The organism is Streptomyces sp. NPDC001292, from assembly GCF_042896465.1.
In the GTDB taxonomy this organism is placed as follows: Bacteria; Actinomycetota; Actinomycetes; order Streptomycetales; family Streptomycetaceae; genus Streptomyces.
The window spans coordinates 1-26,974 of the sequence record NZ_JBIAXG010000044.1; the positions used below are offsets into that span (position 1 = coordinate 1).

Sequence of the window (26,974 nt, forward strand, 5' to 3'; positions counted from 1 at the left end):
TCTGGCGTTGACTTTTGGCACGCTGTTGAGTTCTCAAGGAACGGACGCTTCCTTCGTACTCACCCTCTCGGGCTTTCCTCCGGGCGCTTCCCTTCGGTGATCCAAACTCTATCAGGCTTTTCCAGTCTCTCCGACCACCGTCCTGCGGGCATGCAGAAGATGATCCCGAGAAAGGATCTGACAAGTATGGGTGCTGCCGGGCAAGGACCCCTGGCGGCGTCACTCAGCCCCGAGCAGGGGTACGACTGTACATGGACCGCGGAGCAGGTGCAAATCGTTTCACCTGGTGGTCTAGACCACCAAGGTGAGCTGTGTAAGCTCTCGCCTGTAACCGGTACGTACCGTGCTATAGCCTGCCGGACGCTGTGCCGTCCCCGGCAAGGCAGTGACGGCGCACATGAATCTCCACCCCTGGGAGGCTTCCCATGACCACCGTGACGTCCCCCGTCGCAGGACGCGCCATCGGACTGGCGGCCGTGCCGGATCCGGTCTTCTCCGGAGCCATGGTCGGCCCCGGCACGGCGCTCGACCCGGTACGTGAGCCCGCCGACGCGGTGGCCCCCGTGGACGGAGTCATCGTCTCGCTGCACCCGCACGCCTTCGTCGTCGTCGACGAGGATGGCCGCGGAGTGCTCACCCACCTCGGCATCGACACCGTGCAGCTGAACGGTGAGGGCTTCGATCTGCTGGTGAAGAAGGGCGACACAGTGGTGCGCGGCCAGGCGGTGGTGCGCTGGAACCCCGCCGCTGTCGAAGCCGCCGGCAAGTCCCCCGTGTGCCCGGTCGTGGCCTTGGAGGCCACCGCCGACAGCCTCTCCGATCTGCGCGACAGCGGAGACGTGAAGGCCGGCGACCGTCTCTTCACCTGGAAGTGACACCACTGCCTCCCCAGGGACGGCCTCCCCGGGAACGGCGCACAACAACCACCGCGGCGGTGGGACCCGCCGCTCTACCGGAGACGGGTGAGATGGAGACAACGCTGCGAGGCGTCGGTGTGAGCCACGGTGTGGCGATCGGCGAGGTTCGGCACATGGGGACGGCGGTGCTGGAGCCGCCTGCCAAGCAGATCCCCGCGGAAGAGGCGGAGCGTGAACAGGGGCGCGCCCGTCAGGCGGTGGAGGCCGTGGCGGCCGATCTGATGGCGCGCGGCAATCTGGCCGGGGGCGAGGCGCAGGCGGTGCTCGAGGCGCAGGCCATGATGGCGCAGGACCCCGAGCTGATCGCGGATGTGGAGCGGCGCATCACCGTTGGCAGCACGGCCGAGCGCGCGGTGTACGACGCGTTCGCCGCCTACCGGGACCTGCTCGCCGGCGCCGGTGAGTACTTCGCGGGCCGGGTGGCCGACCTGGACGACGTGCGGAATCGTATCGTCGCGCGTCTGCTCGGTGTGCCGATGCCGGGTGTGCCGGACAGCGACGAGCCGTACGTGCTGGTCGCCCGTGACCTGGCGCCGGCGGACACGGCGCTGCTGGACCCGACCCTGGTCCTGGGCTTCGTCACCGAGGAGGGTGGGCCGACGAGTCACAGCGCGATTCTGGCGCGGGCGCTCGGTGTGCCGGCCGTCGTGGCGCTGCCCGGCGCCGTCGAGCTGGCCGAGGGCACGGTGATCGCCGTCGACGGCAGCACCGGCGAGATCTTCGTGAACCCCGGCGAGGAGAAGAAGGCGCAGTTGGAGGCCTCGGCCGCCGAGCGCAAGGCCGCGCTGGCCTCAGCGACCGGACCCGGTGCCACTTCGGACGGGCACAAGGTGCCGTTGCTCGCCAACATCGGCGGTCCCGCGGACGTGGTGGCGGCGCTCGATGCCGGTGCCGAGGGTGTCGGTCTGTTCCGGACCGAGTTCCTGTTCCTGGACGACGACAAGAACGCGCCGTCCGAGGAGAAGCAGGTCGAGACCTACCGGCAGGTGCTGGAGGCCTTCCCCGAGGGCCGGGTCGTGGTGCGTGTGCTGGATGCGGGCGCGGACAAGCCGCTGGACTTCCTGACGCCGGCCGACGAACCGAACCCGGCTCTCGGTGTGCGGGGGCTGCGGACGCTGCTCGAGCACCCGGAGGTGCTGCGCACCCAGTTGTCGGCGCTCGCCAAGGCTGCCGAGGGCCTGCCGGTCTACCTCGAGGTGATGGCCCCCATGGTCGCGGACCGGACCGACGCCAAGGCGTTCGCGGACGCGTGCCGTGCGGCGGGGCTGCAGGCGAAGTTCGGTGCGATGGTCGAGATCCCGTCGGCCGCGCTGCGGGCGCGCTCGGTGCTTCAGGAGGTGGAGTTCCTGTCGCTGGGGACCAATGACCTCGCGCAGTACACCTTCGCCGCCGACCGGCAGGTGGGTGCGGTGTCGCGGTTGCAGGACCCCTGGCAGCCCGCGCTGCTCGACCTGGTCGCGATCGCCGCCGAGGCGGCGAGGGCCGAGGGCAAGAGCTGCGGGGTCTGCGGTGAGGCCGCGTCCGACCCGCTGCTCGCGTGTGTGCTGACGGGTCTGGGCGTCACCTCCCTCTCCATGGGTGCGGCGTCACTTCCCTATGTACGGGCGACGCTGGCGAAGTACACGCTGGCGCAGTGCGAGCGTGCGGCGGCCGCGGCGCGTGCCGCGGACAGCGCGGACGAGGCGCGCAACGCGGCGCGGGCGGTGCTGTCCGGCGAGTGACCGGGGCCGGCGGGCGTTCGCCGGCTGGTCTTCGAGGGGCGCTCCACCTGCCGGGTGGGGCGCCCCTCGGGTGTTCAGCGGTGCTGCCGGGCCGGTCCTTCTTCTCCGAGGTCGGGCGGCTCGCCGTAGTCGACGCCGGATTCCGGGGAGATCAGGTCGCCGGATTCGATGTCGGTGCAGTAGGCGTCGAAGACCTCGCCTGCGGTGAGGGGATCGAGGCCGCCGCCGCGCAGGCGCCAGCCGTAGACGCGGTCGGCGGTGCCGGGGGCAGTGGTGCGCATGACGAGCCCGCCGGGGCCGTCGGTGGCGATGCCGAGGGCGAGGACCGTGGTGAACTCCAGGGCTTCGGCCTCGTCGAGCTGTGTGGTCTCGCCTTCCTCGTCGTCGGCGTGGAGGACGGCGACGAGGGTTTCGGGTGTGCCGGTGACACTGCACACCAGGTGCCGGTTGCCGGGCGGGGCCGTGTCGAGGATGCGGACGACGAGGTCCGCGGCGCGGGCGAAGGCGGTGCGGCCGATGTTCTCGCCGCAGGAGGCGCAGGGACCGAGCCGGGCCAGCAGGGTGGAGGCGTACTCCCAGGTGGCCTGGCGGACGGCCTCGTCGACGAGGTCGGGGACGAGTTCGGCCAGGGGCCGGCCGTCGTAGGGAAGGGTGGGGCCCGTGCTGGCGAGTTCGGCGGTGAAGCGGGCGCGGCTGGACGGGATGTCGGGGTCGAGACCGGTCGTCTCGCAGTATTCGGCGTACTCCTCGGGGTCGAAGAGGGCCACCGTGGTGTGGCCGCCCTGAGCGGCCACGAGTCGGAGGAGTTTCTCGACCTGCCGGAGGTAGGTGGTGTGATCGTCGAAGGTGAAGCTGCGGTAGCGCCGCATGGCGCGGAAGTCCTGTTCGTCGGTGAGCAGGCCGATGGTGCCGGCGATCTCCCGGCGCAGGACGCGTCGCATGGTCAGATGGTCGGTGTGCGCCATGTTTCCCCCTGTGAGCGCAGTCGATCAGTGCTCACTCACCGTAACCGGAGCCACTGACAACGGGGCCGGGCAGGCGTTCAGGGATCCCGCGGCACGGATCGGCGGGGGGGGGGGGGGGGGGGGGCCCCCCCGCGCGGGGGGGGGGGCGCCCCCCCCCCCCCGCGGGGGGGGGGCCCCCCCCCCCCCCCCCCCCACGGCGGCTGGCCCGGCGCTCAGGCGCGCTTGCGGGCCAGCTCTTCGTAGAAGCGCAGCAGGTCGAGGTCGTCGACCGAGCCGGGGTTGACCGCCTTGTCCAGCGGCGTGCCCTGGAGGAGGCGCTTGACCGGGACCTCGATGCGCTTGCCGGTGAGGGTGTGCGGGATGCCCGGCACCTCGATGACCTCGTCGGGGACGTGGCGTGGGGAGAGCTGTTCGCGGATGGTCCGCTTGATGCGGCCGAGCAGCGCGTCGTCGAGGGCGGCGCCGGGGGTCAGGTGCACGAAGAGGGGCATCCAGTAGCCGCCGTCGGGCTGTTCGATGCCGATGACGAGGGATTCCTTGATCTCGGGGAGGCGTTCGACGGCTTCGTAGATGTCGGCGGAGCCCATCCGCACGCCCTGGCGGTTGAGTGTGGAGTCGGAGCGGCCGTGGATGATCACCGAGCCGCGGGAGGTGAGCGTGATCCAGTCGCCGTGCCGCCACACTCCGGGGTACATGGCGAAGTAGCTGTCGTGGTAGCGGCTGCCGTCGGGGTCGTTCCAGAAGTGGATCGGCATGGACGGCATGGGGTTGGTGACCACGAGCTCGCCGACCTCGTCGACCAGCGGTGCGCCGTTCGGGTCCCAGGACCGAAGGTCGGTGCCCAGGCACGGGGCCTGGAGCTCGCCGATGTGGACCGGGAGGGTCGGTACGGCTCCGGCGAAGCAGGAGCACACATCCGTGCCGCCGCTGACGGAGGCGATCCACAGGTCCTCGCGGACCTCGTCGTGCAGCCAGCGGAATCCGTCGGGCGGCAGCGGTGATCCTGTCGTCGCGACGCACTGCACCTTCGAGAGGTCGAAGTCGCGCGAGGGGTGCACTCCCGCCTTGCGGCAAGCCATGACGTAGGCGGCGGAGGTGCCGAACAGGGTTGCTCCGGCGCGTTCGGCGATACGCCACTGGGCGCCGGTGTCGGGGTACCCGGGGCTGCCGTCGTACAGGATGATCGTCGTGCCGGTGAGCAGTCCGGAGACGAGGAAGTTCCACATCATCCAGCCGGTCGACGTGTACCAGAAGAAGCGGTCCCCGGGACCGAGGTCGCAGTGCAGGCCGAGCTGCTTGAGGTGCTCGACGAGGATGCCCCCCTGGGACTGCACGATCGCCTTGGGCAGGCCGGTGGTGCCCGAGGAGTACAGCACCCACAGGGGGTGGTCGAAGGGCACCGGTTCGAAGACGGGGTCGACGTCGGCGGAGGTCAGGTCGGACCACTCCAGGGCGCCCTCGGGGGCTTCGGTACCCAGGAGCGGGACGTGGACGACCGCGCGCAGGGTGGGCAGTTCGCGGCGCAGTTCGGCGACGACGTCGCGGCGGTCGTGCTCCTTGCCGCCGTAGCGGTAGCCGTCGACGGTGAACAGGACGACCGGCTCCACCTGCTGGAAGCGGTCGAGGACGCTGCGGGCGCCGAAGTCGGGGGCGCAGGACGTCCATACGGCGCCGACGGCGGCCGTGGCGAGGAGGGCGACGACGGCCTCGGGGATGTTCGGCAGATAGCCGCTGACCCTGTCCCCCGGGCGTACGCCGAGAGCGCGCAGCTCGGCGGCCAGGGAGCCCACCTGGCGACGCAGCTCGGACCAGGTCACCGGGCGTGGTTCGTGCGTCTCGTCGACGTGGAGGAGGGCGGGTTCGTCCGCGCGCGTGGCGGCCGCGCGCAGAGCGTGATCGGCGTAGTTGAGGGTGGCGCCGGGGAACCACTCGGCGCCGGGCATCGACCGGTCGCCCAGCACGCGCGCGTAGGGGCTGGTGAACCGCACGTCGAACCACTGCGTCACGGCTTTCCAGAAGGTTTCCAGCTCCTCGACGGACCAGCGGTGCAGGGCCGGGTACCCGCCCAGGGCCGGAGCGCCGTGGTGTTCGGCCGCCCAGGCCTGGAACTTCGTGATCTGTGCCTGGGCGATCCGCTGCGGATCGGGCCGCCAGAGCGGCAGGGGGTTCGCGGTCGACATGGGGCGGCTCCCGGACTGTGCGCGTCGTGTGCGTCGGTCCGCGCACGTGCTGGGGTGTGCGCGTGACGCGGCTGACACGGACGATGCCATGTGATCGACTTCTACACCAGGGTGCACCGCACATAGTCCGCGTCGTGAAGATGTGGTCGCGGCACGGATGAACGGCAGTTGAACGCCACGCGCGCACACGGCCGTCAATGGCAGGGTGAGCAGCATGGACGGTCGTGACCTGGTGCGTTCGGTGAAGGCGGTCGGTTCGGCGGGGGTGGCCCAGGGGCTGCGCACCGTGCGGGCCGCGTGGCGCCGGCAGCGTGCGGACGCCGGCGGCCTGCCGTCGCGTGGGGCCGAACGCGCGCGGGTGCCCGGCGCGGTGCGGGACGTGGAGCCCGGTCCCGGGGGCGGGGTCGTCCGCTTCGCCCGCTCCGAGCTCCGTATCGCCGTCGCCGGGAACGGGGCCGTCTTCTGGGGCTGGGACGGCGCAGCTCCCGAGCCGTCGTACGCGCTCGCCGGCCGGAGCCCGGAGCCGGATCCGCGCGCGGTGCTGGAGCCGGACAAGGACGGCGGCTGGCGGGTCGTGGCCGAGCGGGTCACCGTCGGTGTCTCGCGGCACGGCGCGATCGAGGTCCGTACGCCCGGGGGCGTGCCGCTGCGCCGTGATCTGCCGCCCCGGTGGTGGGAGCCGGCCGGCGGGGGCCCGGCACGGTGGTCGCAACGGTCGGAGGTGGCCGCCGACGCGCGGTTCTTCGGCCTGGGCGGCCGGGCGCACGGTCCCCGGCTGCGCGACGGCACCTACCGCCTGTGGAACACCGATCCCGGCCGTGCGTTCGATCCCGGTGACGACCCGCTCTACGTCACCATGCCGGTCCAGCTGGTCGTGGCCGACGCGGGCACGCACCTGGTGTTCCACGACAACTCCTGGGACGGCACGGTCACGCTGCGGGAGGGTGCGGAGGGCGCCGGCTCGGGACACGACCGGGCCGGGGCGAGCGAACTCAGGATGGACGGCGGTCCGCTGCGCTGCTGGGTGGCCGTCGGCACCCCCGCGCGCGTGGCGCACGTCTGGTCCTCCCTCAGCGGACCGGCCGCGCTCCCGCCCGCGTGGGCCCTGGGCCACCACCACGCGCGGTGGGGCTTCGGCAGCGAGCAGGAGGTGCGGCGGATCGTGGCGGGCTACCACGAGCACGGGCTGCCGCTGGACGCCGTGCACCTGGACATCGACCACTACGACGCGCACCAGGTGTTCACCGTCGACGAGGTTCGTTTCCCCAAGCTGCCGGTGCTGGCGGAGGAGCTGCGGCGGGACGGGATCCGGCTGGTGTCCATCGTCGACCCGGCCGTGAAGGCCGCGCCGGGGAACGCCGTGTACGACGGCGGAACGGCCGCGGACGCCTTCGTGCGGGACGCCTCGGACAGGGTGGTACGGGGCGTGGTCTGGCCCGGGGAGGCGGTTTTCCCGGACTTCACGCACGCGCGCGTGCGGCAGTGGTGGGGCGGGTTGTACCGGGAGCGGCTGGCTCAGGGGTTCGCCGGTTTCTGGCACGACATGAACGAGCCGACCTCCTTCGCCGCCTTCGGCGAGACGACCCTGCCCCGGTCGGCCCGGCATGCCCTGGAGGGCCGGGGCGGCGACCATCGCCAGGCGCACAACGTGTACGCCCTGTGCATGGCCGAGGCGGCGTACGGGGGGCTGCTCGACCTGGTGCCCGAGGAGCGGCCGTTCCTCTTCTCGCGCTCGGGATGGGCCGGGATGCAGCGCTACGGCGGCACCTGGTCGGGGGACGTGGCCACCGGCTGGCCGGGGCTGCGGGCGTCGCTGTCACTGGTGCTGGGACTGGGCATGTGCGGAGTGCCGTACTCCGGCCCGGACGTGGGCGGATTCGACGGCAGCCCTTCGCCGGAGCTGTATCTGCGCTGGTTCCAACTGGGTTCCTACCTGCCGCTGTTCCGCACGCACGCGAGCCTGCGGGCTGGGCGCAGGGAGCCGTGGGAGTTCGGAACGGACGTCCTGGAGCGCGCGCGTGTGGCGCTCGTCGAGCGCCGGCGTCTGCTGCCGTACTTCATGACCCTTGCGCATCTGGCGCGGCGCACCGGGGCACCCTATGTGCGGCCGCTGTGGTGGGGCGCGCCGGAGGACCGGGCTCTGCGGGACTGCGAGGACGCCTTCCTGCTCGGCGACTGCCTTCTGGTGGCGCCCGTGCTCGAGCCCGGTACGGACCGGCGGGCGGTGCGGCTGCCGCGGGACCGTTGGTACGACACGGCGACGGGCCGGGCGTACGAGGGGCCGGGGCAGGTGCTGGTCGACGCCCCGCTGGCGCGGATTCCGGTGTTCGCGCGCGCGGGCGCCGTGATCCCCGTGCGGGGTGAGAGCGGCGGCCTGGAGCTGGAGGTGTGGACGCCCGCCCAGGGGCGTACCGGGGGCGGTCTCGTGGTGCCGGACGCGGGCGACGGCTGGGAGGAGCCGGAGATCGAACGCTATGCGACGCGGTGGCAGGGCGGGGAGGTCGTCGTCGAGCGCGAGCGGGAGGACGGTGCCGGCGAGCCGCCCCACCCGGTGCGCATACGGGGGCTCGGGGCGTCCTGAGTTCGGGCGGGCCCCGAGTTCAGGGGCAGCGGCCGTTTCAGGGACAGCGGCCGTCGAACCAGGCCCGGACGGCCAGCGTGTGAAGCGGGAAGGCGAGTTCGGCGGGCCCGCGCAGCAGGTGCCGGCCCTCCGCCTCGTCGGTGGCGGTGAACGGCGGCAGGCCCTCGACGGGACGCTCCGGCAGCAGTCCGAAGAGCAGCAGATGCCCATCGGGCGAGCTCATCGCGTCGGCGAGCCGCACCTCGCGCGCGGCCGCCTCGATCCCGGTCTCCTCCTGGAGCTCGCGGACGACGGCGTGGCGCCAGTCCTCGCGGTCGTCGATGTAACCGCCCGGCAGGGCCATGCCTCCGCGCGCGGGGGCGATGGCGCGGGTGATGACGACCAGGGCGGTGCCCTGGGTGTCGTACACGGGCTGGAGGGCCACCGCGACCGGCAACGGGCTGCGGTAGACCACGGTGCCGCAGGCGGGGCAGGTGCGGGGCCAGCCGGTGACGCCCTCGCCGTAAGGCGTTCCGCAGCTCGAACAGTGGGAGTGCGCTTCGGAGTTGGCGGTCGGGTGCGGGATGTCGGACACGCGCGGACTGTATCCGATCAGTGGGCGGACGTCTTCCGTCGGTGGTTGTCACCGTTGCCGTCGGCGTCCTTGACGCTCCCTCCGCGCGGGGGAACACTTCCCCCACTCCCCGGACTCGGTCGTTTCGGGCGTGGGGCGCCTCCGTCACCCATCCCGGGCTGTTTCCGCCAATGTGGGACAGACTGTTACCAGTGAGGGCGCAGGGAACGGATGGTCCCGGCGCTCGGCCGCTTCTCCACCTTTCAAGGGGTAGCCATGACGGACAACGCCGAGAAGTTCGTGGCCGCCATCGACCAGGGCACCACCTCGAGCCGCTGCATCATCTTCGACCACAGTGGCGCCATCGTCGCCGTCGACCAGCGCGAGCACCGCCAGATCTTCCCCAAGCCGGGCTGGGTGGAACACGACGCCACCGAGATCTGGTCGAAGGTGCAGGCGGTGGTCGCGGGTGCGGTCGCCAAGGCGGGGCTGCGTGCCGACCAGCTCAGCGCGCTCGGCATCACCAACCAGCGCGAGACGACCGTCCTGTGGGACCGGGCCACCGGCAAGCCCGTGCACAACGCGATCGTCTGGCAGGACACGCGGACCGCGGCGCTCTGCAACGAGCTGGGCGGCTCCGAAGGGCAGGATCGTTTCCGCGAGCAGACCGGCCTGCCGCTCGCCAGCTACTTCTCCGGCCCCAAGGCGGCCTGGCTGCTGGACAACGTGCCCGGCCTGCGCGATCGCGCCGAGCGTGGTGAGATCGCCTTCGGCACGATCGACACCTGGCTGATCTGGAACCTCACCGGCGGCGTCGACGGCGGCCGGCACGTCACCGACGTCACCAACGCCGGCCGCACCATGCTGATGAACCTGCAGACCCTCCGGTGGGACCAGTCGATCCTGTCCGCCATGAACGTCCCCGAGACGATGCTGCCGGAGATCAGATCCTCCTCCGAGGTGTACGGGACCGCCGTCGGCCAGCTCGTTGGAGTGCCCGTGGCATCCGCCCTCGGCGACCAGCAGGCGGCCGTGTTCGGGCAGGCCTGCTACGACGTGGGCGACGCCAAGAACACGTACGGCACCGGCAGCTTCCTGCTGCTGAACACAGGCAACCGGCCCGTGCCGTCCAAGAGCGGCCTGCTCACCACCATGGGCTACAAGATCGGCGACGAGGACCCGGTGTACTGCCTGGAGGGCGCCATCGCCATCACGGGCGCGCTGGTGCAGTGGTTCCGCGACCAGCTCGGCATCATCCGCACCGCGGACGAGATCGAGCCGCTGGCGGCGAGCGTGGAGAACAACGGCGGCGCGTACATCGTGCCCGCCTTCTCCGGCCTGTTCGCGCCGTACTGGCGCTCCGACGCACGCGGGGTGGTCACCGGCCTGACCCGGTACGTCACCAAGGCGCACCTCGCGCGGGCGGTGCTGGAGGCGACCAGCTGGCAGACGCGCGAGGTCGTGGACGCCATGTACCAGGACTCCGGGGTCCGGCTGACGACCCTGAAGGTCGACGGCGGTATGACGAAGAACAACCTGCTCATGCAGCATCAGGCGGACGTGCTCGGCGTGCCGGTGATCCGTCCCAGGATCTCCGAGACCACCTGCCTGGGCGCCGCGTACGCGGCCGGGCTGGCCACGGGCGTATGGAACGACCTCGAAGAGCTCAAGTCGCACTGGCAGACGGACGCCGAGTGGACTCCGTCCATGGACGCCTCGGTCCGTGCCCGCGAGTACCGCAACTGGCGCAAGGCCGTGGAGAAGAGCTTCGGCTGGCTGGAGGACGGCGAGAGCTAGCAGGGGTCCCTCGTACACGGCCCGTACCCCGCCCGGCCCGGGTACGGGCCGCGCGGGTCGAGTCAGACGGCGGCGGCCCGGCGGCGGTCCGCGGCGTGGGCCATCGCGTGCTGGACGACCTCGATGAGGACCTCTTTCACCGACTCGCGTTCGCGGGCGTCGCACAGCAGCAGCGGGACGTGGTCATCGAGGTCGAGGGCCTGGCGGACGGTGTCCGCGGGGTAGCGGGCGGCGCCCTCGAAGCAGTTGACGGCGACGAGGAAGGGGATGGAGCGCCGCTCGAAGTAGTCCACGGCGGCGAAGCAGTCCTCGAGGCGGCGGGTGTCGGCCAGCACGACCGCGCCGAGCGCGCCCTCGGACAGCTCGTCCCACATGAACCAGAACCGCTCCTGCCCGGGCGTCCCGAACAGGTACAGCACCAGGTCCTCGCGCAGCGTGATACGGCCGAAGTCCATGGCCACCGTGGTGGTGTGCTTCCCCTCCACGCCGCTGACGTCGTCGACCGGCCGCCCGGCCTCGGTCAGCAGCTCCTCGGTGCGCAGCGGCCTGATCTCGCTGACCGCGCCGACGAGGGTCGTCTTGCCCACGCCGAAGCCGCCGGCCACCAGGATCTTGAGCGTGACGGGCTCGACCGGGGGCTTGCCGCGCTCAGAACGGCCGCAGATCATCGATCTCTTCTCCTGCTCGATGTGGGTCTGGCGACGGCGGGCCGTATCCTCCGCCGCCGGGGGTTTCGACAACGAGTACGTCGCCGGGGGCGACGTCCGCGGAGTCGCTGCCGCCGAGTTCGGCGACCGTGCCGTCCGCGCGTTCCACCCGGTTGGCGCCGAGGGCGCCGGGCTCGCCGCCCGCCATGCCGTAGGGCCGCACCCTGCGATGCTGGCAGAGCGTGGAGACGGTCATGGGCTCCAGGAAGCGGATGCGGCGCACCGCGCCGTCCCCGCCCCTCCACCGCCCGGCGCCGCCGCTGCCGCGCCGGACCGCGAACTCCTCCAGCCGTACGGGCAGCCGCCATTCCAGGACTTCGGGGTCGGTGAGCCGGGAGTTGGTCATGTGCGTCTGGACGACGCAGGCGCCGGGGAAGCCGTCGCCGGCGCCCGAGCCGGAGGCGACGGTCTCGTAGTACTGGTGGCGCTCGTTGCCGAAGGTGATGTTGTTCATCGTGCCGGAGCCCTCCGCCTGGACGCCGAGCGCCGCGTAGAGGGCGCCGGTGATCGCCTGGGAGGTCTCGACGTTGCCCGCGACGACGGCGGCCGGGGGCTGCGGGGAGAGCATGGAGCCGGGCGGCACGATGATCTTCAGGGGGCGCAGACAGCCGTCGTTGAGCGGGATGTCGTCGGCGACCAGCGTGCGGAAGACGTACAGGACGACCGCGTTGACCACGGAGAACGGGGCGTTGAAGTTGGTCGTGAGCTGCGGGGAGGTGCCGGTGAAGTCGATCGTCGCGGACCGCTGCCCGCGGTCCACGCGCACCCGTACCCGGATGACGGCGCCCGAGTCGGACTCGTAGGCGTACTCCCCGTCGTCCAGGGCGTCGATGACCCGGCGGACGGCCTCCTCGGCGTTGTCCTGGACGTGCCGCATGTAGGCCTGGACGACGTCGAGGCCGAAGTCCTCGATCATGCGGGCGACCTCGTCGACGCCCTTCTGGTTGGCGGCGATCTGGGCGCGCAGGTCGGCGAGGTTGGTCTCCGGGTTGCGGGAGGGGTACCGCGAGCCGGTCAGCAGGCGGCGGGTCTCCTCCTCGCGCAGGCGGCCGTTCTCGGCCAGCAGCCAGTTGTCGAAGAGGACGCCCTCCTCCTCGATGGTGCGGCTGTTGGCCGGCATGGAGCCCGGCGCGATCCCGCCGATCTCGGCGTGGTGGCCGCGGGAGGCGACGTAGAAGAGGATGCGGTCACGCTGTGTGCCGGCGGTGTCGAACACCGGGGTGATGACGGTGACGTCCGGCAGGTGCGTGCCGCCGTGGTAAGGGTCGTTGACCGCGTAGGTGTCGCCCGGCCGCATCCGGGAGCCGCGGCGCCGGACGACCTCCTTGACGCTGGTGCCCATCGAGCCCAGGTGCACGGGGATGTGCGGGGCGTTGGCCACCAGGTTTCCGTCCGGATCGAACAGTGCGCAGGAGAAGTCGAGGCGCTCCTTGATGTTGACCGACTGGGCCGTGGACTCCAGCCGGGCGCCCATCTGCTCGGCGATGGACATGAAGAGGTTGTTGAACACCTCCAGCAGCACCGGGTCCGCTTCCGTGCCGAGATCGGAACTCTGCGTGACCGCCGCGCGTTCCAGGAGCAGATGTCCGTCGTTCCTCGCCACGGCCCGCCAGCCGTCGTCGACGACGGTCGTCGCACTGGCCTCGGTGATGATCGCGGGGCCGGTGACGGCTTCGCCGGGGGGCAGGTCCTCACGGCGGTGCAGGGGTACGTCGCGCCAGGCGCCACCGGTGTGGAGACGGACGGTCTCCGGGGCAGTGGAGCGTCCCGCGCGGGCGTGCTCGTTCGGGGCGAGGGCGGACAGATCGGGGGGTTCGGTGACGCCGGTGGCTTCCACGGAGAGGGCTTCGACGACGATCGGGCGGTCGAGCGTGAAGGAGTACGTGGCGCGATGACGTTCTTCGAAGGCGTGCCGCATGGCGGCGGGCTCGGTCAGCTCGACGGTGAGGGTGGTGTCCGTGCCGTCGTAGCGGAGCTGGGCGCGGCGGGTGACACGGATGCGCTCCTCGGGGACGTCCTCGGCGCGGAGTTCCGCGCGGGCCGCGCCCTCCAGATCGTCGGCGGTCGTCAGCACGCCCGGCATGGCGGCGGGCTCCAGGGGTGCTTCGACGGACTGCTCGCGCATGGCCGTGGTGTCCGCGAGGCCGATGCCGAGCGCGGACAGGACGCCCGCCATGGGCGGGACGAGCACGGTGCGGATGCCGAGCGAGTCGGCGACCATGCAGGCGTGCTGTCCGCCGGCGCCCCCGAAGGTGGTGAGGGCGTAGCGGGTGACGTCGTGGCCCTTCTGCACGGAGATCCGCTTGACGGCGTTGGCGATGTTGGCGACGGCGATCTGAAGGTAGCCCTCGGCGACCTGCTCGGGGGTGCGGTCGTCGCCCGTCCGCGCACGGATCTCGCGGGCGAGGGCGGTGAACCGTTCGCGTACGAGTGCCGCGTCGAGGGGCTGGTCGCCGCCGGGGCCGAACACCTCGGGGAAGTGGGCGGGCTGGATGCGGCCGAGCATGACGTTGGCGTCGGTGACGGCGAGCGGGCCGCCGCCCCGGTAGCAGGCGGGTCCCGGGTCGGCGCCCGCCGAGTCCGGGCCGACCCGGTAGCGGGAGCCGTCGAAGTGCAGGACCGAGCCGCCGCCGGCGGCCACGGTGTGGATGTCGAGCATGGGGGCGCGCAGCCGGACACCGGCGATCTGCGTGGTGAGGACGCGTTCGTACGCGCCCGCGTAGTGGGAGACGTCGGTGGAGGTGCCGCCCATGTCGAAGCCGATGACCCGGTCGAAGCCGGCGAGCCGGGACATGCGGGCCATGCCGACGATGCCGCCCGCGGGGCCGGACAGTACGGCGTCCTTTCCGCGGAACTGTCCGGCCTCGGCGAGCCCGCCGTTGGACTGCATGAACATCAGCCGTACGCCGTCGAGTTCGTCGGAGACATGCTGGACATAGCGGCGCAGCCCCGGCGACAGGTAGGCGTCGACGACCGCGGTGTCACCGCGCGGCACGAGCTTCATGAGCGGGCTGACCTCGCTGGACAGTGAGATCTGCGGGAAGCCGACGCGGTCGGCCAGTTCGCCGACGGCCCTCTCGTGCGCGGGGTGCAGATGGCTGTGCAGGCAGACCACGGCGACGGCGCGGATCCCGTCGTCGTACGCCTCCCGGAGGGGGCCGGCCAGCGCGTCCAGGTCGGGAGCGCGCAGCACGGTGCCGTCGGCCGCGATGCGCTCGTCGACCTCGACGACGCGCTCGTACAGCAGCCCGGGCAGCTCGATGCGGCGCGCGAAGATGTGCGGTCGGTTCTGGTAGGCGATGCGCAGGGCGTCCCGGAAGCCGCGGGTGACGACGAGGACGGTCCGCTCGCCCGTGCGCTCAAGGAGGGCGTTGGTGGCCACGGTGGTGCCCATGCGGACCGACTCGATGGCACGGGCGGAGCCGTCCAGGAGTTCACGGATGCCCGCGACGGCCGCGTCGGCGTACCGCGCCGGGTTGTCGGACAGCAGCTTGTGCGTGACCAGACGGCCGTCCGGGCGGCGCGCGACGATGTCGGTGAACGTGCCGCCCCGGTCGACCCAGAACTGCCAGCCCGTCATGTCACACCCTGCTTCCCCGTCGTTCACAGTGCCCGCAGGCCGTTGATCACGTCCCGCAGGATGCTCTCGTCCGGCAGTTCCGCGGGCGGCACCGGACGCGTCACGTGGACGTACTCCTCGTCCACGAGGTCGCCGACGAGCACGCGCACCACGCCGATGGGCAGATCGAGTTCCGCGGCGAGTTCGGCGACCGACTGCGGGGAGCGGCACAGCTCGACGATGTCCACGTGTTCCGGGGACAGCGTGACGTCCGCCTCCGGGTCGTCCACGTCGGCCTCGGTGACGACCACCGCGATCAGGTCGAGGCGGTGCTGGGCCGCATGGCTGGTGCGGCCCCGCGTCATGGCGTACGGGCGGACCACCGGTCCGGCCTCGTCGTCGAACCAGTGGCTTCGTGCCTGACCGTCTCCGCTCATGTCATCCCACTACCCGCCTCAGGGCACATCGGTACGCGGAGCGGCACCCAGATGCGCACCGACCCGCTTGACCAGCAGTGTCATCTCGTAGGCCACCTGGCCGACGTCGGAGTCGGCGTCCGACAGGACGGCGAGGCAGCTGCCGTCGCCGGCCGCGGTCACGAACAGGAAGGCGTCGTCGAGTTCGACGACCGTCTGCCGGACGCCGCCCGCGTCGAAGTGCCGGCCCACGCCCTTGGCGAGGCTGTGGAAGCCGGAGGCAACGGCGGCCAGGTGCTCGCTGTCCTCCCGGGTCAGTTCCTTGGACACGCCGGTGGCCAGTCCGTCCCGGGACAGGACGACGGCCTTGCGGATGCTCGCGACCCGGTCCACGAGTTCGTCGAGGAGCCAGTTCAGCTCCACCTTGTCGGTCGTGGTGTGTCCGGTCGCCTTCGGTGCGGTCATCGACCGTCCCCCTCTGTCGTTCCTTGTGCTGTGCTGCGTGCTGTGCTGCCGTCCGGGGCCTGGTCGCCCGCGGCGTTCTCCTCACGGCCACGCCGCCAGCCGCGCTGGAGCGAGGCCATACGGCTGCGTACCTCGTCGGCGTCGCGTTCGACGGGGTCGGGGCTGGCCCCGGCGGGCCGGCCGGAACTCTGTTTCAGTTGCGGGGCGAGGCTGGCCTGCCGTACGCGCCGGGGCAGCGGATCCGCGTCGGGTCCGGGCCCGCCAGGAGCCTCGGCCGGGTCGCGCCCCTCGCCGTCCCGCCCGCGGCCGGCGGGCGCGGGCGGGACGGTGCGCCGCGGAAGGGCCGGAGCCTGCCGCGGCCCCTGGCTCGTGGCCGGGGACTTCTCGGTGCTGTCGCCTTCCGCGCGACGGTCGGCCTCGGCCGTGGCCGGTCCGGGCGGCGACTCGCCGCGACGGCGGGTCGGCAGCGGGGCCGCCTGTTCGCGCTCCGGACAGCCGGGGTCCGCCGGGTCCTCGGCTTCGGCCGTCTCGCGCCGGGACCTCTGCTCGGTGACCGGGCGTCCGTGGGAGCTGACCAGCGTGGGTGTCCGGCGCCGGGGCAGCGGGACCGCGCGTCCCGGGCTCTCCTCCTCGCCGGTCTCCTGCGGCCCGCCACGCCGGCCCGTGCTCTGCCGGTGCTCGGCGAGGCTGCGGGGCAGCGCGTCGGGTGCCGTCTGCCGTGCCGGGGAGGGGCGCGGACCGAAAGGTCCGCCGTGTTCGCCGGCCTCCTCCTCGAGGACGTCCGGGAAGTCCTCGATGGCGTCCAGGTCGACGGGTGCATCCAGTTCCACCGGCCCGTCCAGGTCCGGGGCGGGCAGTCCTGGCAGTTGCACGGGTGCCTGGGCGAGAGCGGCCCTGCGGCCTCCTTCGCGGTCGGCCTTCCCGGCGGGCCGGTCGAGGCGGAAGCCGATGCCGTTGGTGTCCGGGACGTCGTCCGTCAGCAGCGCGTCGGGGATGAGGACGACCGCGGTGGTGCCGCCGTACGGGGACGGCTGGAGCGAGACCCGGACGTTCTGCCGCCGGGCGAGCCGGCTGACCACGAACAACCCGAGCCGGTCGGTGTCGGACAGTTCGAACTCGGGTGTCTCGGCGAGCCGGAGGTTGGCGTCCAGCATCGTCTCGGCGGCCATGCCTAGGCCCCGGTCGTGGATCTCCAGGGTGAAACCGTTGGCGACGCGTTCGCCGACGACCTGGACCGCGGTGTGCGGCGGCGAGAACACCGTGGCGTTCTCCAGGAGTTCGGCCACGAGATGGGTGACGTCGGCGACGGCGGGGCCGGTGACCGCGGTGCGCGGCAGCCGCCGGACCTCGATGCGTTCGTAGTCCTCGACCTCGGCGACGGCGGCGCGCACGATGTCCATCAGCTGGACGGGTTTGCGCCACTGCCGGGACGGGGCGGCGCCGGAGAGGATCACCAGGCCCTCGGCGTGCCGGCGCATACGGGTGGTCAGGTGGTCCAGCCGGAACAGGTCGGCGAGTTCGTCGGTGTCCTCGGTGCGGCGTTCCATCGCGTCGAGGAGGGTGAGCTGTTTGTGCAGCAGGACCTGGCTGCGACGGGCGAGGTTGACGAAGACCTCGGAGACACCTGCGCGGAGTTCGGCCTGTTTGACGGCGGCCTCGACGGCGGCCCGCTGCAGGGTGTTGAGGGCCTGGCCGACCTCGCCGATCTCGTTCCTGTCGTACTCGAGGGGCGGGACCTCGGTCTCGACGTCGACCTGCTCGCCGGCCGACAGTCGGCGCATCACGCCGGGCAGCCGGACGCCGGAGGCCTCGTGGGCCTCCAGGCGCAGTTGCCCGAGGTCGCGGATGAGGCCGCGGCCGACGCGCACGGACAGCACGAGCGAGACCAGCACGGAGATCAGGCCGAGGACGCCCGCGACGGCGGCCTCCAGGATGACGTCCATGGCGACCGGGCGGACACGGTCCTGGAAGCGGTCGTTCGCCTCGTCGTTGAGGGTGCCCAGTTCGTCGAGGACGTCTCCGGCGGCGGTGTCCCAGCTCTGCGCGCTCACCCCCGGCGGCGTGGCGGACGTGCTGGAGGCGGCGGCCTGTTCGGCCGTGCGCAGCGGTGCGGAGGAGGCGTTCTGCCAGAAGCGGTCGTAGCGGCCGCGTTCGGCGGAGGGCAGCAGGGGCAGGCCGACGTCGTACAGCAGGGAGCGCTGGGCGACGAGGTCGGAGATGCCGCGGGCCTCGTCGCGGGTGAGGCGGCCGACGATCAGCGAGGAGCCGAGCAACGCGTCCTCGCGGGAGAGGAGTTCGCGGGCCTGGGCGAGACCGACCAGGGCGCGGTACTGCTTGGCCAGGTCGACGTCGTCGACGACGTGGAGGTTGGCGAGCAGGGCGTAGCAGGGGTCGATGAGCCGGTTGTAGAGGTCGAGTGCCTGGGCGCGTCCGACGGCGCGGTCCTCGACACTGCGGCGCAGGGAGTCGATGCCGTCGAAGGCGTCGAGCGCCACGCTCAGGCGTCCGGCGCCGGCGGGGCCGAGCGCTTCGCGGACGCCGGGGCTCTTGGCGGTCCTGCGGATCCTGGCGATGGCCTCGTCGGTGGCGCTCCTGCTGCGCCGCAGCGCGGCGAGGCCGTCGGAGGCTCGGGGGTCGGCGAGATGGACGAGGGTCTGGCGGCGTTCCTGCTGAAGGACCCGGACGGTGTCCTCGGTGGGGTAGGCGATCTCCTCCACCACGGAGGACGCGTTGAACAGCTGGGTGACCTGCCGCCCGGTGATCAGCGTGGCGAAGGCCCAGATCGCCGTGAGCGAGAGCAGCGGCACGAGAAGCAGCGCCACGATCTTCCGGCGGATGGACTTCCCGCGAAAGCGCATGGCCTCCCCCAGCTCGTCCCCCAGGGGCCCCGGGGGTACACATGTGCGTCAACAAACGGCGCGAGCCTACTACCGACATGCAGTCAACTCGAAGAGCTGTCCGGAGCCCGTACTTCCGTATTGGCGCCGGGAGCGGGCGAGTTGTCAGGGCATTGCGGGAGATGCCGGTCCGGATGGCCGAGATGGCGGGGGTGCGGGAACGGGCGTCCGGCCTGGTCGGCTGTCCGGTTCTTTTCGTCGGCCGGGAATCTTCGTGACGTCTCGTTCGTCCTTGTCCATGGGAGACGGGGGCGGAATCGGCCACAGGAGGCGCAGCACTCCGTGTCCGGGCCGCGTAAAACAGCGAAAGCCGGGCAGCCACTGGGAAGCCGGTTCTTCGGGCACCGGGGCGAGCGGTCTGCCGGTGGTGGGGAGGGACGCAGTGATGGGGACAGCGGAGCGACCGGGGCTGTACGGGCCTTCGGCGCACACGGGCGAGCGGGCCGGGCGGCCGTCCTACAAGCCGTTGTGGGTCGAGGAGCCCGCGCGGCGGCGCAGGTTGCCCGATCCGGTGCGTGCGGCCGCCGTGCGGGCGGTGCTGATCGTCTCCGTGACGCTGATACAGGCCGTGGTGGCGTTCCTGTTCAGCGTGTCCGGGTCCTGGCTGGCGTTCCCGATGCTTCTGAGCAGCGTGGCCGGCACGGTGGTGGCCACGTGGGCGGCGCTCGACGTGTGGGTGACCCGCCAGGTGTGGAACCAGCGCAACGGCGTGGTGTCGGTGCCGAGCAGCACCGCGCGGGCCCTGCGGCGCGAGCGGCGCCAGGCGCGGCGGGAGGCGCGGGCCGCCGAGCGGGCACGGAAGCGGATACCTGGTGGGGGCGGCGCGGGACAGCTGTCGCATCCGTGAGGGTGACCGGCCGCGGGGCGGGCAGCGGCCGGCCGAGTCCCCGTCCCGGTAGAGCGGGCCGGGGCGCCACGCCGGGCGCTTGAACACCCTGGCCGTCACGCCGGGCGCTTGAACATCCGGGTCGCCGTGATCTCGCTGTGCACCGCCTCCCCCGCCGGAGTCTGCTGCGGCAGCCCTGGCCTGAGGTGCTCCTCCACACTGATGTACTTCAGCCCGGCCCTGAGGTCGGCGTCGTTGCGCAGCCGGATGACCAGGGGGAACTCAGCGAGCGCCGTCGTGTCGAACAGGCCGGTGGTGTAGAGGAGCTGCACACCGAGGGCGTCCGAGACGGCCCGCTGGAGCTCCAGCAGGTAGGTGGCGTTGGCGCGGCCGATCGGGTTGTCCAGGAAGAGCGTGCCCGCGTGGCGGTGCTTGTCGCGGCCGCGGTCGTTCGACCTCAGGGCGGCCATCGTGCAGTACAGGGCGATGGCCGCGGTGAGCAGCTGGCCGCCGGAGAACACGTCGCCCATCTGCCCCACGGGGACCCGCTCGGCACGCAGTACGGCGTCGGGCTTGAGGATCTCCACGGCGACCCCCTTGGGCTGGAGCGCCGCGCCGACTCCGCGCAGCAGCAGGGACATGCCGTCGCGCCGCAGGTCCGAGTTCTTCTTCACGGCGGCGCGGGTCGCCTCGTCGATGACCTCGCCGAGCCGCTCGGTGAGCGTGGCCTGGTCGGGCTCCTCGAAGCGGATGCGCAGGAACTCCTGCCCGGACCACTCGCCGAGCCCTTCCGGAAGGCGGGACAGACGCTGGGCCGACCTGAGCGTGGCGAGCGCCGACTCGACCAGTCCGCGCAACCGGTCCACGATCGAGTCCCGGTTGCGTTCCAGTTGGGCCAGCTCGTCGGTGAGCACCCGGAGCCGGGGCGCGAAGGCCTCCGCCCATTTCTGGGCGTGCTCGGGCAGGGCGGAGGCGGGCAGCTCGCGGATCTGCTGCCGGGCGGGGGTACGCACCTGCTCGTAGCGGGTGGAGTTGGCGTGCCGGACGAGGACGTCGCTCGCCTCGCGGACGGCGGCCTCCGCCGCGGACAGGTCGGCGGCGCAGCCGCGCAGTGACCTGCGGGCCTCGGCGGCCGCCTGCCGGGCGGCCTCCGGGCTGCCCGGGTACGGCTCGGGTTCCTCCTGCTCCTCGTCGCTCGCCTGCTCGCGCAGCAGGTCGCGCAGCATGCCGGCGATCTCGTCGAAGCCGCCGGCCGCGTCCTCGGCGGCGCGGTGGGCCTCCAGCAGTTCGGCGTGCGCCTCACGGGCCCGGGCCAGCGCCTCGGTCCGGGAGGCGAGTTCGGTGGTGGCCGTACGCAGCAGGGCCTGTGCGTGCTCGGCGTCGCGGGGGAGCAGTTCCTCGGGGAGTTCGGTGTGCGCCTCGCCGTCCTCGGGCGCGTGCCGCTCGGCCTCGCCGCGCAGCCGGCCGAGCTGTTCGCTCGCGGACGACATCCGGGTCTCCAGGAGCTGCACCAGCTCCTCGGCGCGGGCGGCGGCGGCCTGCCGGGACGGCCCGTCGGAGCCCTCGGGGGACTCCAGGAGTTGTTCCGCGCGGGTACGGACCTTGTTGCTGAGCCGGTCGAGTTCGGCGCGGGCGGCGCTCTCGTCGCTCTCCGCCCGGGCCTGCTCGGCCCGCAGGTCCGCGCCGACACCGACCTTCTCGTAGACCTGGGAGGCGGCGCGGTAGGCCTCGCGCAGGGCGGGCAGGGACGCCTTGGGCGCGTCCCCGTCGCTCTCCGGCACATCGTCGGGGGCACCGGCGATCTCGGAGCGCTCGGCGCGCAGCGCCCGTGCCGTGCGGCGGGTGTCGTCGGCGGCGCGCTGAGCGGCGCGCCGGTCCTCGTCGGCGGCGCGGGCGCGTTCCAGGCAGACCTGGGCGCGGGCCTCCGACTCGGCGGCCTCGTCGGCGAGTTCGCGCAGCCGGGCCTGCCAGCCGGCCCGCTCGCGCAGCCGGAACGCGAGCCCGGCGAGGGCGTCGGCGGCGCGCCGCGCCTTCTGGGCGGCCTCCTGCCGTTCGTCGCGCTCCTGGGCGACCTCGGCGGCGGCCTCGTCGGCCTCCGCCCGCAGGCTCCGCGCCTCGGCCAGCTCGGCCTCGGCCTCCTGGGCGAACACGCGCGTGTCCTGGGCGGCTTGTGCCAGCTCCAGCAGCCGGCCGGCGGGGCAGCCGGTGCGCCAGGAGGCGAGCCGCGCCGCCAGCTCCCGGTCCTTGCCGAGCCGGGCGGCCAGCGTGCGGATCTCCTCGTCCCGTTCGGTGGCCCGCGCGCGCAGCGCCTGCCGTTCCTCGTCGGCGGCGTGCTCGTCGTGCATGGCCGGGTTCGGCGGGACGAGGAAGACGTCGCCCTGGGTCGCGCCGTCGGCCGGGGTGGGGGCGAGCAGGGCGGCCGCGGTGCCGACGGCCACGGTGGACCGGGGCAGCAGGGCCGCGTCCGCGAGGGCCTCACGGGCACGCGCGTGCGTGCTCGGGTCGGTGATGATCACGCCGTCGACCAGCTCGGGCCGGGCAGCCAGTACGCGCGCGTGGTCGGCGGGGTCGACGGACTGGGCGAGGTAGCGCCAGCCGGGCAACGCGGGGATGCCGTGCTCGCCGAGGAACTCCACGGTGGCCAGTACGTCCGGGCCGGGCGGCAGCAGCCCGCCGTCGCCGAGCGCGCCGAGGATCCGGGCGTCGTCGGCGGCGGCGGTGCGCAGTTCGAACAGGTGCCGCTCGGCGGAGGAGACGGCGTCGTCGAGCAGTTCGCGCAGCTCGTCGGCGAAGCGGTCCAGGTCCTCGGGGGTGAGCGTGCCCTCGGACCCGGCCGGGTCCGCGACCGCGGCACCCTGCCGTCCCGGGGTGCCGCCCAGTGCGCCTCCGGTGCGGTGCGCCGCCTCGGCGCCCGAAGCCGTGTCGCCCCGGCCGTCCGATCCGGTCCGGGGCGCCGGCACTACTGCCCGCGCGGCCGCGGTCGCCCCCGGCAGGCTCAGTAGTTCAGCGAGCCGCCCCTCGGCCGCCAGCGCCTCGGCGATGCGGCGTTCGGTCTCGTAGGCGCGCTGTGCCGCCGTAGCCGCGTCGGCCGCGCGGGCCGCGGTGAGTTCCGCGCGGGACTCGGCCGAGCCGGCCTCGCGAGCGTGTTCCGTGGCTTTCCGGGCGGCCTCGCGCGCATGGTCCCAGGCGGTGACCGCCGTCTTCTCCGCGTCGCTGGCGGCCAGGGCGGCACGGGCCGGATCGGCGTCGGGGGCGCTGTCGTCCAGCCAGCCCGCGCGGACCGCCTCGGCGGTCTCCTGCTCGACCTCGGCGAGGCGCTGGCGCAGATGCCCGGCCTCGCTGCGGGCGCGCTGCGCCTCGGTCGCGGCGGCGGTCTGGTCCCGGTAGGCGGACTCGCCGACCGCCTGGAGCCGCGCGGACCGATCCTCCTCCTCGTTGGCGAGGGTTTCGGCGCTCTCGGCGGCCGCGTGCAGGGCCCGTACGAGATCCACGGCGGCCTTGGCGCGCGCGGCCAGGGCCGGGGCCGCGTCCCGCTCGGCCTCCTGGATCGCGGCGGAGACACGGGCCACGCGGTCGGCGGCGGCACGGTGGCGCAGCACGGCCTCGGCGGCCTGCCACGCCGAGTACAGGGTGCGCGCGTCGGCGAGTTCCCGCTTCTGTGCGGCCGCGGACTTCTCGGCGGCGGCGAGAGCCAGTGAGGCGTGCCGGTAGGCGAGTTCGGCGGCGATCAGCGCGCTGCGCCCGCGGGCGCCCTCGGAGTGCGTGACGGCGTAGGCGGCGGCCGTGACGCGCTGGGCGAGGTCAGTGGCCCGGACCCGCTCCCGTACCGCCCGCGCGGACAGCCGCCGCGCCAGCGTCCGGGTGCGCCGCTCGGCCGCGGCGTGGATGTCACGCGCGCGCGTGCGGGCCTCGGCGGCCTCGACGATCCGGCCGAGCAGATCGACCGAGCCCGCGGTGAAGTCCCGTTCGGCGATCAGTTCGGCGCGCCGGCCCAGCTTGTTGCCGAAGCCGCTGACCAGGTCGGCGAGCCCGTCGGTGTCGCGGGTGTCGGTGACGGCGCGCAGCAGCAGGTCGGTGAAGTCGGAGTCCTTCTTCACCGCGAACAGGCCGGCCGCCTCGCCCTCGTCGGCGTTCATCTCCCGCTGGTAGCGGAAGAGTTCGGGGTCGAGGCCGAGGTCGCCCAGGTGCTCGGTCCAGCGTTCGTGGATCTCCTCGAAGTGCACCTCCAGGTGTGGGTAGGTCTTGCCCGCCTCGGTGATGGCGTCCCGGAAGCCCTTCATGGTGCGACGGCGGCCCCGCGCACCCGACTGGCCCTCGGCGGCCGGCCGTACGGAAGTGGCCTCGGCGACGGGAAGGTTGTCCAGGGTGAGCCCGGGGCCGGGCCGGAAGGAGTACCAGGCCTCGGCGAACTTCCGCGGGTCGTTGGAGACTTGGCGACCACGCCACTCGCTGACCTTGCCGACGACCACGCACTCACCGGTCTGCACGTGCTGCCACTCCAGCGCCACGTGCCCGCAGTCGTCGGCGAGCAGGAACTTGCGCAGCACGCCGGAGCTGGCGCCACCGAGGGTGTTGCGGTGGCCGGGCAGCATCACCGAGAAGATCAGCTTGAGCAGCACGGACTTGCCGCCGCCGTTCTCCAGGAAGAGCACACCGGCGGGGGCGGGCCGGCGCGGCGGGCCGACCGGCTCCTCCTCGAAGAACTCCGCCTGGATGGGCGCGGGGTCGGGCACCGGCTCGCCCACGCCCCGCAGGTCAAGCACGGTGTCGGCGTAGCGCGCACCGGCGGGCCCGATGGAGTAGAGGCGGACCCGGGACAGCTCGTACATGGCGGACTCTCGTCAGTCTTCTTGCAGATGGGGGGTGGTGGGCTTCTTGCGGACGGGGTGGCGGGCTTCTTGCGGACGGGGTGGCGGGAGGCGGCAGGGCCTCAGGAGTGGAACGGCAGCCCCGCGTCCGCCACCAGGTCCAGATCCTCGGTGTCCTCGGCGGGCAGCAGGCTCGGTGTGCCGCCGGTCACCGGCACGATGCCCAGTTCGAGGAGTTCGGCCAGGGCGGCGCTGCCCGCCATGTCGCGCACCTGGAGCTGGTAGCGGGCCGTCGTGCGGTACGTGCCGCCGCTCTCGTCGCCGGTGCGCTGGAGGAAGCCGGAGTCGGTCAGGAACGCCAGGGCCTTGGCCACGATGCCCGTGGTCGAGGCGGCCGGCCGGCGTGCGTCCTTGGTGGCCCCGGTCGCGCTGCGTCTGGCCCAGATCCGCCAGGCGGCCTCGAGGCCCGGCGCGCCGGTGGCCGGGTCGGTGTTCTCGCCCCGCTCCTCGGCGCGTTCCTCCAGGCGGCGGCAGGCCTGGCGGACGAAGGCGTCGACGCCGTTGACGGTGACGCGCCCGATGTAGGCGTCGTCGGCGAGGTCCTCGGGACGCGGGAACGCCAGGGCGGCCACCGCGAGGTGGGCCAGTCCGTGCAGGAAGCGGTCGCCGGAGTCGGCGGCGGTGCGGCGCGCGTAGTCGCTCATGCGGACGGCGAACACCGAGTCCTCGGCGGCGGTGACGGCCATCCCGGCGCGCGGGGACACTTCCAGCACGATCAGCCCGAGTCCGGCGGCCACGGCGTCCGCGAGCCGTGCGAACGCCGGGTCCTCGCGGTGGCGGCGCAGCAGATCGGCGTACTCCTGGTCGCGGGCGGGCTGGAGCTTGGGCTGGAGCCCGAAGGCGACGAGCCGGGCCGCGTCCGCGGCGTCGGCGGGTGTGACGGCGACCGCCGTGGGCGCGCCTGCGGCTTCCGGCTCACTCCGGTCGACGTGCTCGGTCACGGTTGGGGCTCCTTGCTGGGGTGTCGCTCGTGCGTACGATTGCCGGCGGGGCTCACGCCGCCTCCGTCCGGTCGGCCGCCATGCCCGCCGCGTCCAGCAGTGCCGTGCCGACGACGAGGTCGGCGCCGCCGAACTCCGGATCGTCCAGTTCGGTTCCGTCGTCCACGGCGAACAGCAGCTTCTCCTCACCCTGCCGGTAAGCGGTGCCGACCGGGGGGCTGGCCGCGTGGACGGCCAGCAGGGCGACCAGGTACGGCAGGTCGGGGTCCTTGTCGCGAGCCTCGGCGAGCAGGCCCGACAGCCGCCGCGGCGCGTCGGCCGGCAGGTCCAGCAGTTCCATGGCGGCCGCGAGCTGCTCCTCGCTGAACCGGCTGTCGTCCGGAGTGGCGATCAGGTCGGGCTCGGGCATCTCGGCGCCCAGGTGCTCCCGCTCGACGGGCGGCGTCAGCAGGATGTCCACGAGGTCGGCGACGCGGACCGACACCGGCGTGCGCAGCCCGGTCCCGCGTGCGAAGAAGGCGTCCGTGACCCGGATCGCCTGCTCCAGCGGCAGCGGGAGGGTGGGTGCGAGCAGGTGGCCGTAGAGGTCGGTCCCGGAGGTGGTCAGTGGGGTGGCGAAGGCCTGCCGGTCCTGCTCGGCGCGGAACAGGGGCCCCGCCTCCAGCAGCCGGGACTGCAGCTGGGTGTGCCTGCGGATGCAGTCCTTGACGATGTCGACCAGCTCGGCGGCGCGCCGCTTGTGCTCGGGGTCCTCCGACTCGTCGCGCGCCTTGCGGATGTTGGTCAGGATCGCGTTCTCGTGCCGGTAGCGGTCGGCGACGTGGTCCAGGGCCTCGGCGATCATGTCGGGGACGGCGCTGAGCCAGTCCACCGCCCGGACGTTGCGCCGGGTCGCCTCCAGGGCCCTGCGCAGGGTCTCCGAGTACTGCACGGTCCGGTAGCGGGCCTGTTCGGCCGCGAGCTGGGCGTCCGCGAGGCGGCCGCGGCTGATGAGCACCTCCAGCTTGACCTCGGCGGCGATCTGGGCACTGGTGACGTCGGTGTCGAGGGCGCCGACGAGGACGTTGACCGCCTCGTCCGTCGTACGCAGGTAGACGCTGCCGCCGGGGCCGGGGACCTCCTCGATCAGCTTGAAGTCGTAGTCGCGGCGCACATACGTGCCGTCCGGCGCGAAGGTGCCGTACACCGCGCGGAAGCCGCGGTCGACGCTGCCGACGTTGATCAGGTTCTCCAGGACCCAGCGGGCCACGCGCTCGTGCTCGCCGGCCGGGCGGTGCGGGGCCTGTGCGGCGACGCGCGGGACGAGCCGGGCCACGACCTGGTCGTGGTCGGCCCCGGTGTCGAAGTCCATGTTCAGGGTGACGAGGTCGATGGCGGCGAGCGCGACCTCCGCCATGCCGTACACCGAGTACTCGCCGGCGAGGTTGGCCTTGCGCGCGTCCAGGTCGTGCAGCGGCGCGGTGCAGGCGAGCGCGCGCAGCCGCCGCGCCAGCCCCTCGTCGGCGGCCGGCCCCTGGGCAGGGCGCGGCCCCGCGCTGAGCTGGGGCGGAACGCTGTCCGTCGATGCAGGCGAAGTCACGG

Annotated in this window: 16 protein-coding genes; 5 read left to right on the forward strand and 11 right to left on the reverse strand. The window is 73.0% G+C overall.

Annotated elements, in window-relative coordinates; all coding sequences use genetic code 11:
• Nucleotides 1-425 precede the first annotated feature (425 nt).
• Both ACFY4A_RS33525 and ptsP read left to right on the forward strand, forming a co-directional pair.
• Nucleotides 426-875: a PTS glucose transporter subunit IIA gene (locus ACFY4A_RS33525; RefSeq protein WP_390833095.1), complete on the forward strand. Its 450-nt coding sequence runs from the start codon at nucleotides 426-428 to the stop codon at nucleotides 873-875.
• A gap of 92 nt (nucleotides 876-967) precedes the next feature.
• Nucleotides 968-2,638: a phosphoenolpyruvate--protein phosphotransferase gene (gene ptsP / locus ACFY4A_RS33530; protein ID WP_390833096.1), complete on the forward strand. Its 1,671-nt coding sequence runs from the start codon at nucleotides 968-970 to the stop codon at nucleotides 2,636-2,638.
• Between the two features lie 74 nt (nucleotides 2,639-2,712).
• Here the strand turns inward: ptsP and ACFY4A_RS33535 are convergent, their stop codons facing one another.
• Nucleotides 2,713-3,603 (reverse strand): hypothetical protein, encoded by an 891-nt coding sequence (locus ACFY4A_RS33535; protein WP_390833097.1) that lies wholly within the window; start codon nucleotides 3,601-3,603, stop codon nucleotides 2,713-2,715.
• Nucleotides 3,604-3,815: 212 nt separating this feature from the next.
• Nucleotides 3,816-5,783 (reverse strand): acetoacetate--CoA ligase, encoded by a 1,968-nt coding sequence (locus ACFY4A_RS33540; protein WP_390833098.1) that lies wholly within the window; start codon nucleotides 5,781-5,783, stop codon nucleotides 3,816-3,818.
• 214 nt (nucleotides 5,784-5,997) lie between these two features.
• On the opposite strand from ACFY4A_RS33540, the gene ACFY4A_RS33545 reads away from it, so the two are divergent.
• A complete protein-coding gene (locus ACFY4A_RS33545) occupies nucleotides 5,998-8,364 on the forward strand; it encodes a TIM-barrel domain-containing protein (protein WP_390833099.1) in 2,367 nt (788 codons plus the stop codon).
• Between the two features lie 37 nt (nucleotides 8,365-8,401).
• Here ACFY4A_RS33545 and ACFY4A_RS33550 read toward each other — a convergent pair whose 3' ends face one another.
• Nucleotides 8,402-8,938, reverse strand: a complete 537-nt coding sequence (locus ACFY4A_RS33550; RefSeq protein WP_390833100.1) for an NUDIX domain-containing protein — start codon at nucleotides 8,936-8,938, stop codon at nucleotides 8,402-8,404.
• A gap of 255 nt (nucleotides 8,939-9,193) precedes the next feature.
• Here ACFY4A_RS33550 and glpK point away from each other — a divergent pair, with 255 nt between their 5' ends.
• Nucleotides 9,194-10,714, forward strand: coding sequence for a glycerol kinase GlpK (gene glpK / locus ACFY4A_RS33555; RefSeq protein WP_390833101.1), 1,521 nt, complete (start codon nucleotides 9,194-9,196; stop codon nucleotides 10,712-10,714).
• Nucleotides 10,715-10,776: 62 nt separating this feature from the next.
• Here glpK and ACFY4A_RS33560 read toward each other — a convergent pair whose 3' ends face one another.
• From ACFY4A_RS33560 to ACFY4A_RS33580, 5 genes are read right to left on the reverse strand one after another with little or no spacing between them, the layout of a single operon-like run.
• Complete coding sequence (locus ACFY4A_RS33560) at nucleotides 10,777-11,382, reverse strand: ATP/GTP-binding protein (protein ID WP_390833102.1); 606 nt, start codon at nucleotides 11,380-11,382, stop codon at nucleotides 10,777-10,779.
• Nucleotides 11,363-15,001: a hydantoinase B/oxoprolinase family protein gene (locus tag ACFY4A_RS33565; protein ID WP_390833103.1), complete on the reverse strand. Its 3,639-nt coding sequence runs from the start codon at nucleotides 14,999-15,001 to the stop codon at nucleotides 11,363-11,365. Before ACFY4A_RS33565 ends, ACFY4A_RS33560 begins: the two co-directional genes overlap by 20 nt.
• Nucleotides 15,002-15,024: 23 nt before the next feature.
• Nucleotides 15,025-15,417, reverse strand: coding sequence for a DUF742 domain-containing protein (locus ACFY4A_RS33570; RefSeq protein ID WP_390833104.1), 393 nt, complete (start codon nucleotides 15,415-15,417; stop codon nucleotides 15,025-15,027).
• A gap of 18 nt (nucleotides 15,418-15,435) precedes the next feature.
• On the reverse strand, nucleotides 15,436-15,861 hold the full coding sequence (locus tag ACFY4A_RS33575) for a roadblock/LC7 domain-containing protein (RefSeq protein ID WP_390833105.1): 426 nt from the start codon (nucleotides 15,859-15,861) through the stop codon (nucleotides 15,436-15,438).
• On the reverse strand, nucleotides 15,858-18,719 hold the full coding sequence (locus ACFY4A_RS33580; protein WP_390833106.1) for a nitrate- and nitrite sensing domain-containing protein: 2,862 nt from the start codon (nucleotides 18,717-18,719) through the stop codon (nucleotides 15,858-15,860). Before ACFY4A_RS33580 ends, ACFY4A_RS33575 begins: the two co-directional genes overlap by 4 nt.
• 424 nt (nucleotides 18,720-19,143) lie before the next feature.
• On the opposite strand from ACFY4A_RS33580, the gene ACFY4A_RS33585 reads away from it, so the two are divergent.
• Nucleotides 19,144-19,605, forward strand: coding sequence for a hypothetical protein (locus tag ACFY4A_RS33585; protein ID WP_390833107.1), 462 nt, complete (start codon nucleotides 19,144-19,146; stop codon nucleotides 19,603-19,605).
• A gap of 95 nt (nucleotides 19,606-19,700) precedes the next feature.
• Here the strand turns inward: ACFY4A_RS33585 and ACFY4A_RS33590 are convergent, their stop codons facing one another.
• The 3 genes from ACFY4A_RS33590 to ACFY4A_RS33600 form a co-directional block, all read right to left on the reverse strand.
• Complete coding sequence (locus ACFY4A_RS33590; protein WP_390833108.1) at nucleotides 19,701-24,413, reverse strand: hypothetical protein; 4,713 nt, start codon at nucleotides 24,411-24,413, stop codon at nucleotides 19,701-19,703.
• Between the two features lie 101 nt (nucleotides 24,414-24,514).
• A complete protein-coding gene (locus tag ACFY4A_RS33595; protein WP_390833109.1) occupies nucleotides 24,515-25,393 on the reverse strand; it encodes a hypothetical protein in 879 nt (292 codons plus the stop codon).
• 52 nt (nucleotides 25,394-25,445) lie between these two features.
• On the reverse strand, nucleotides 25,446-26,972 hold the full coding sequence (locus tag ACFY4A_RS33600; RefSeq protein WP_390833110.1) for a hypothetical protein: 1,527 nt from the start codon (nucleotides 26,970-26,972) through the stop codon (nucleotides 25,446-25,448).
• Between the last annotated feature and the right edge of the window lie 2 nt (nucleotides 26,973-26,974).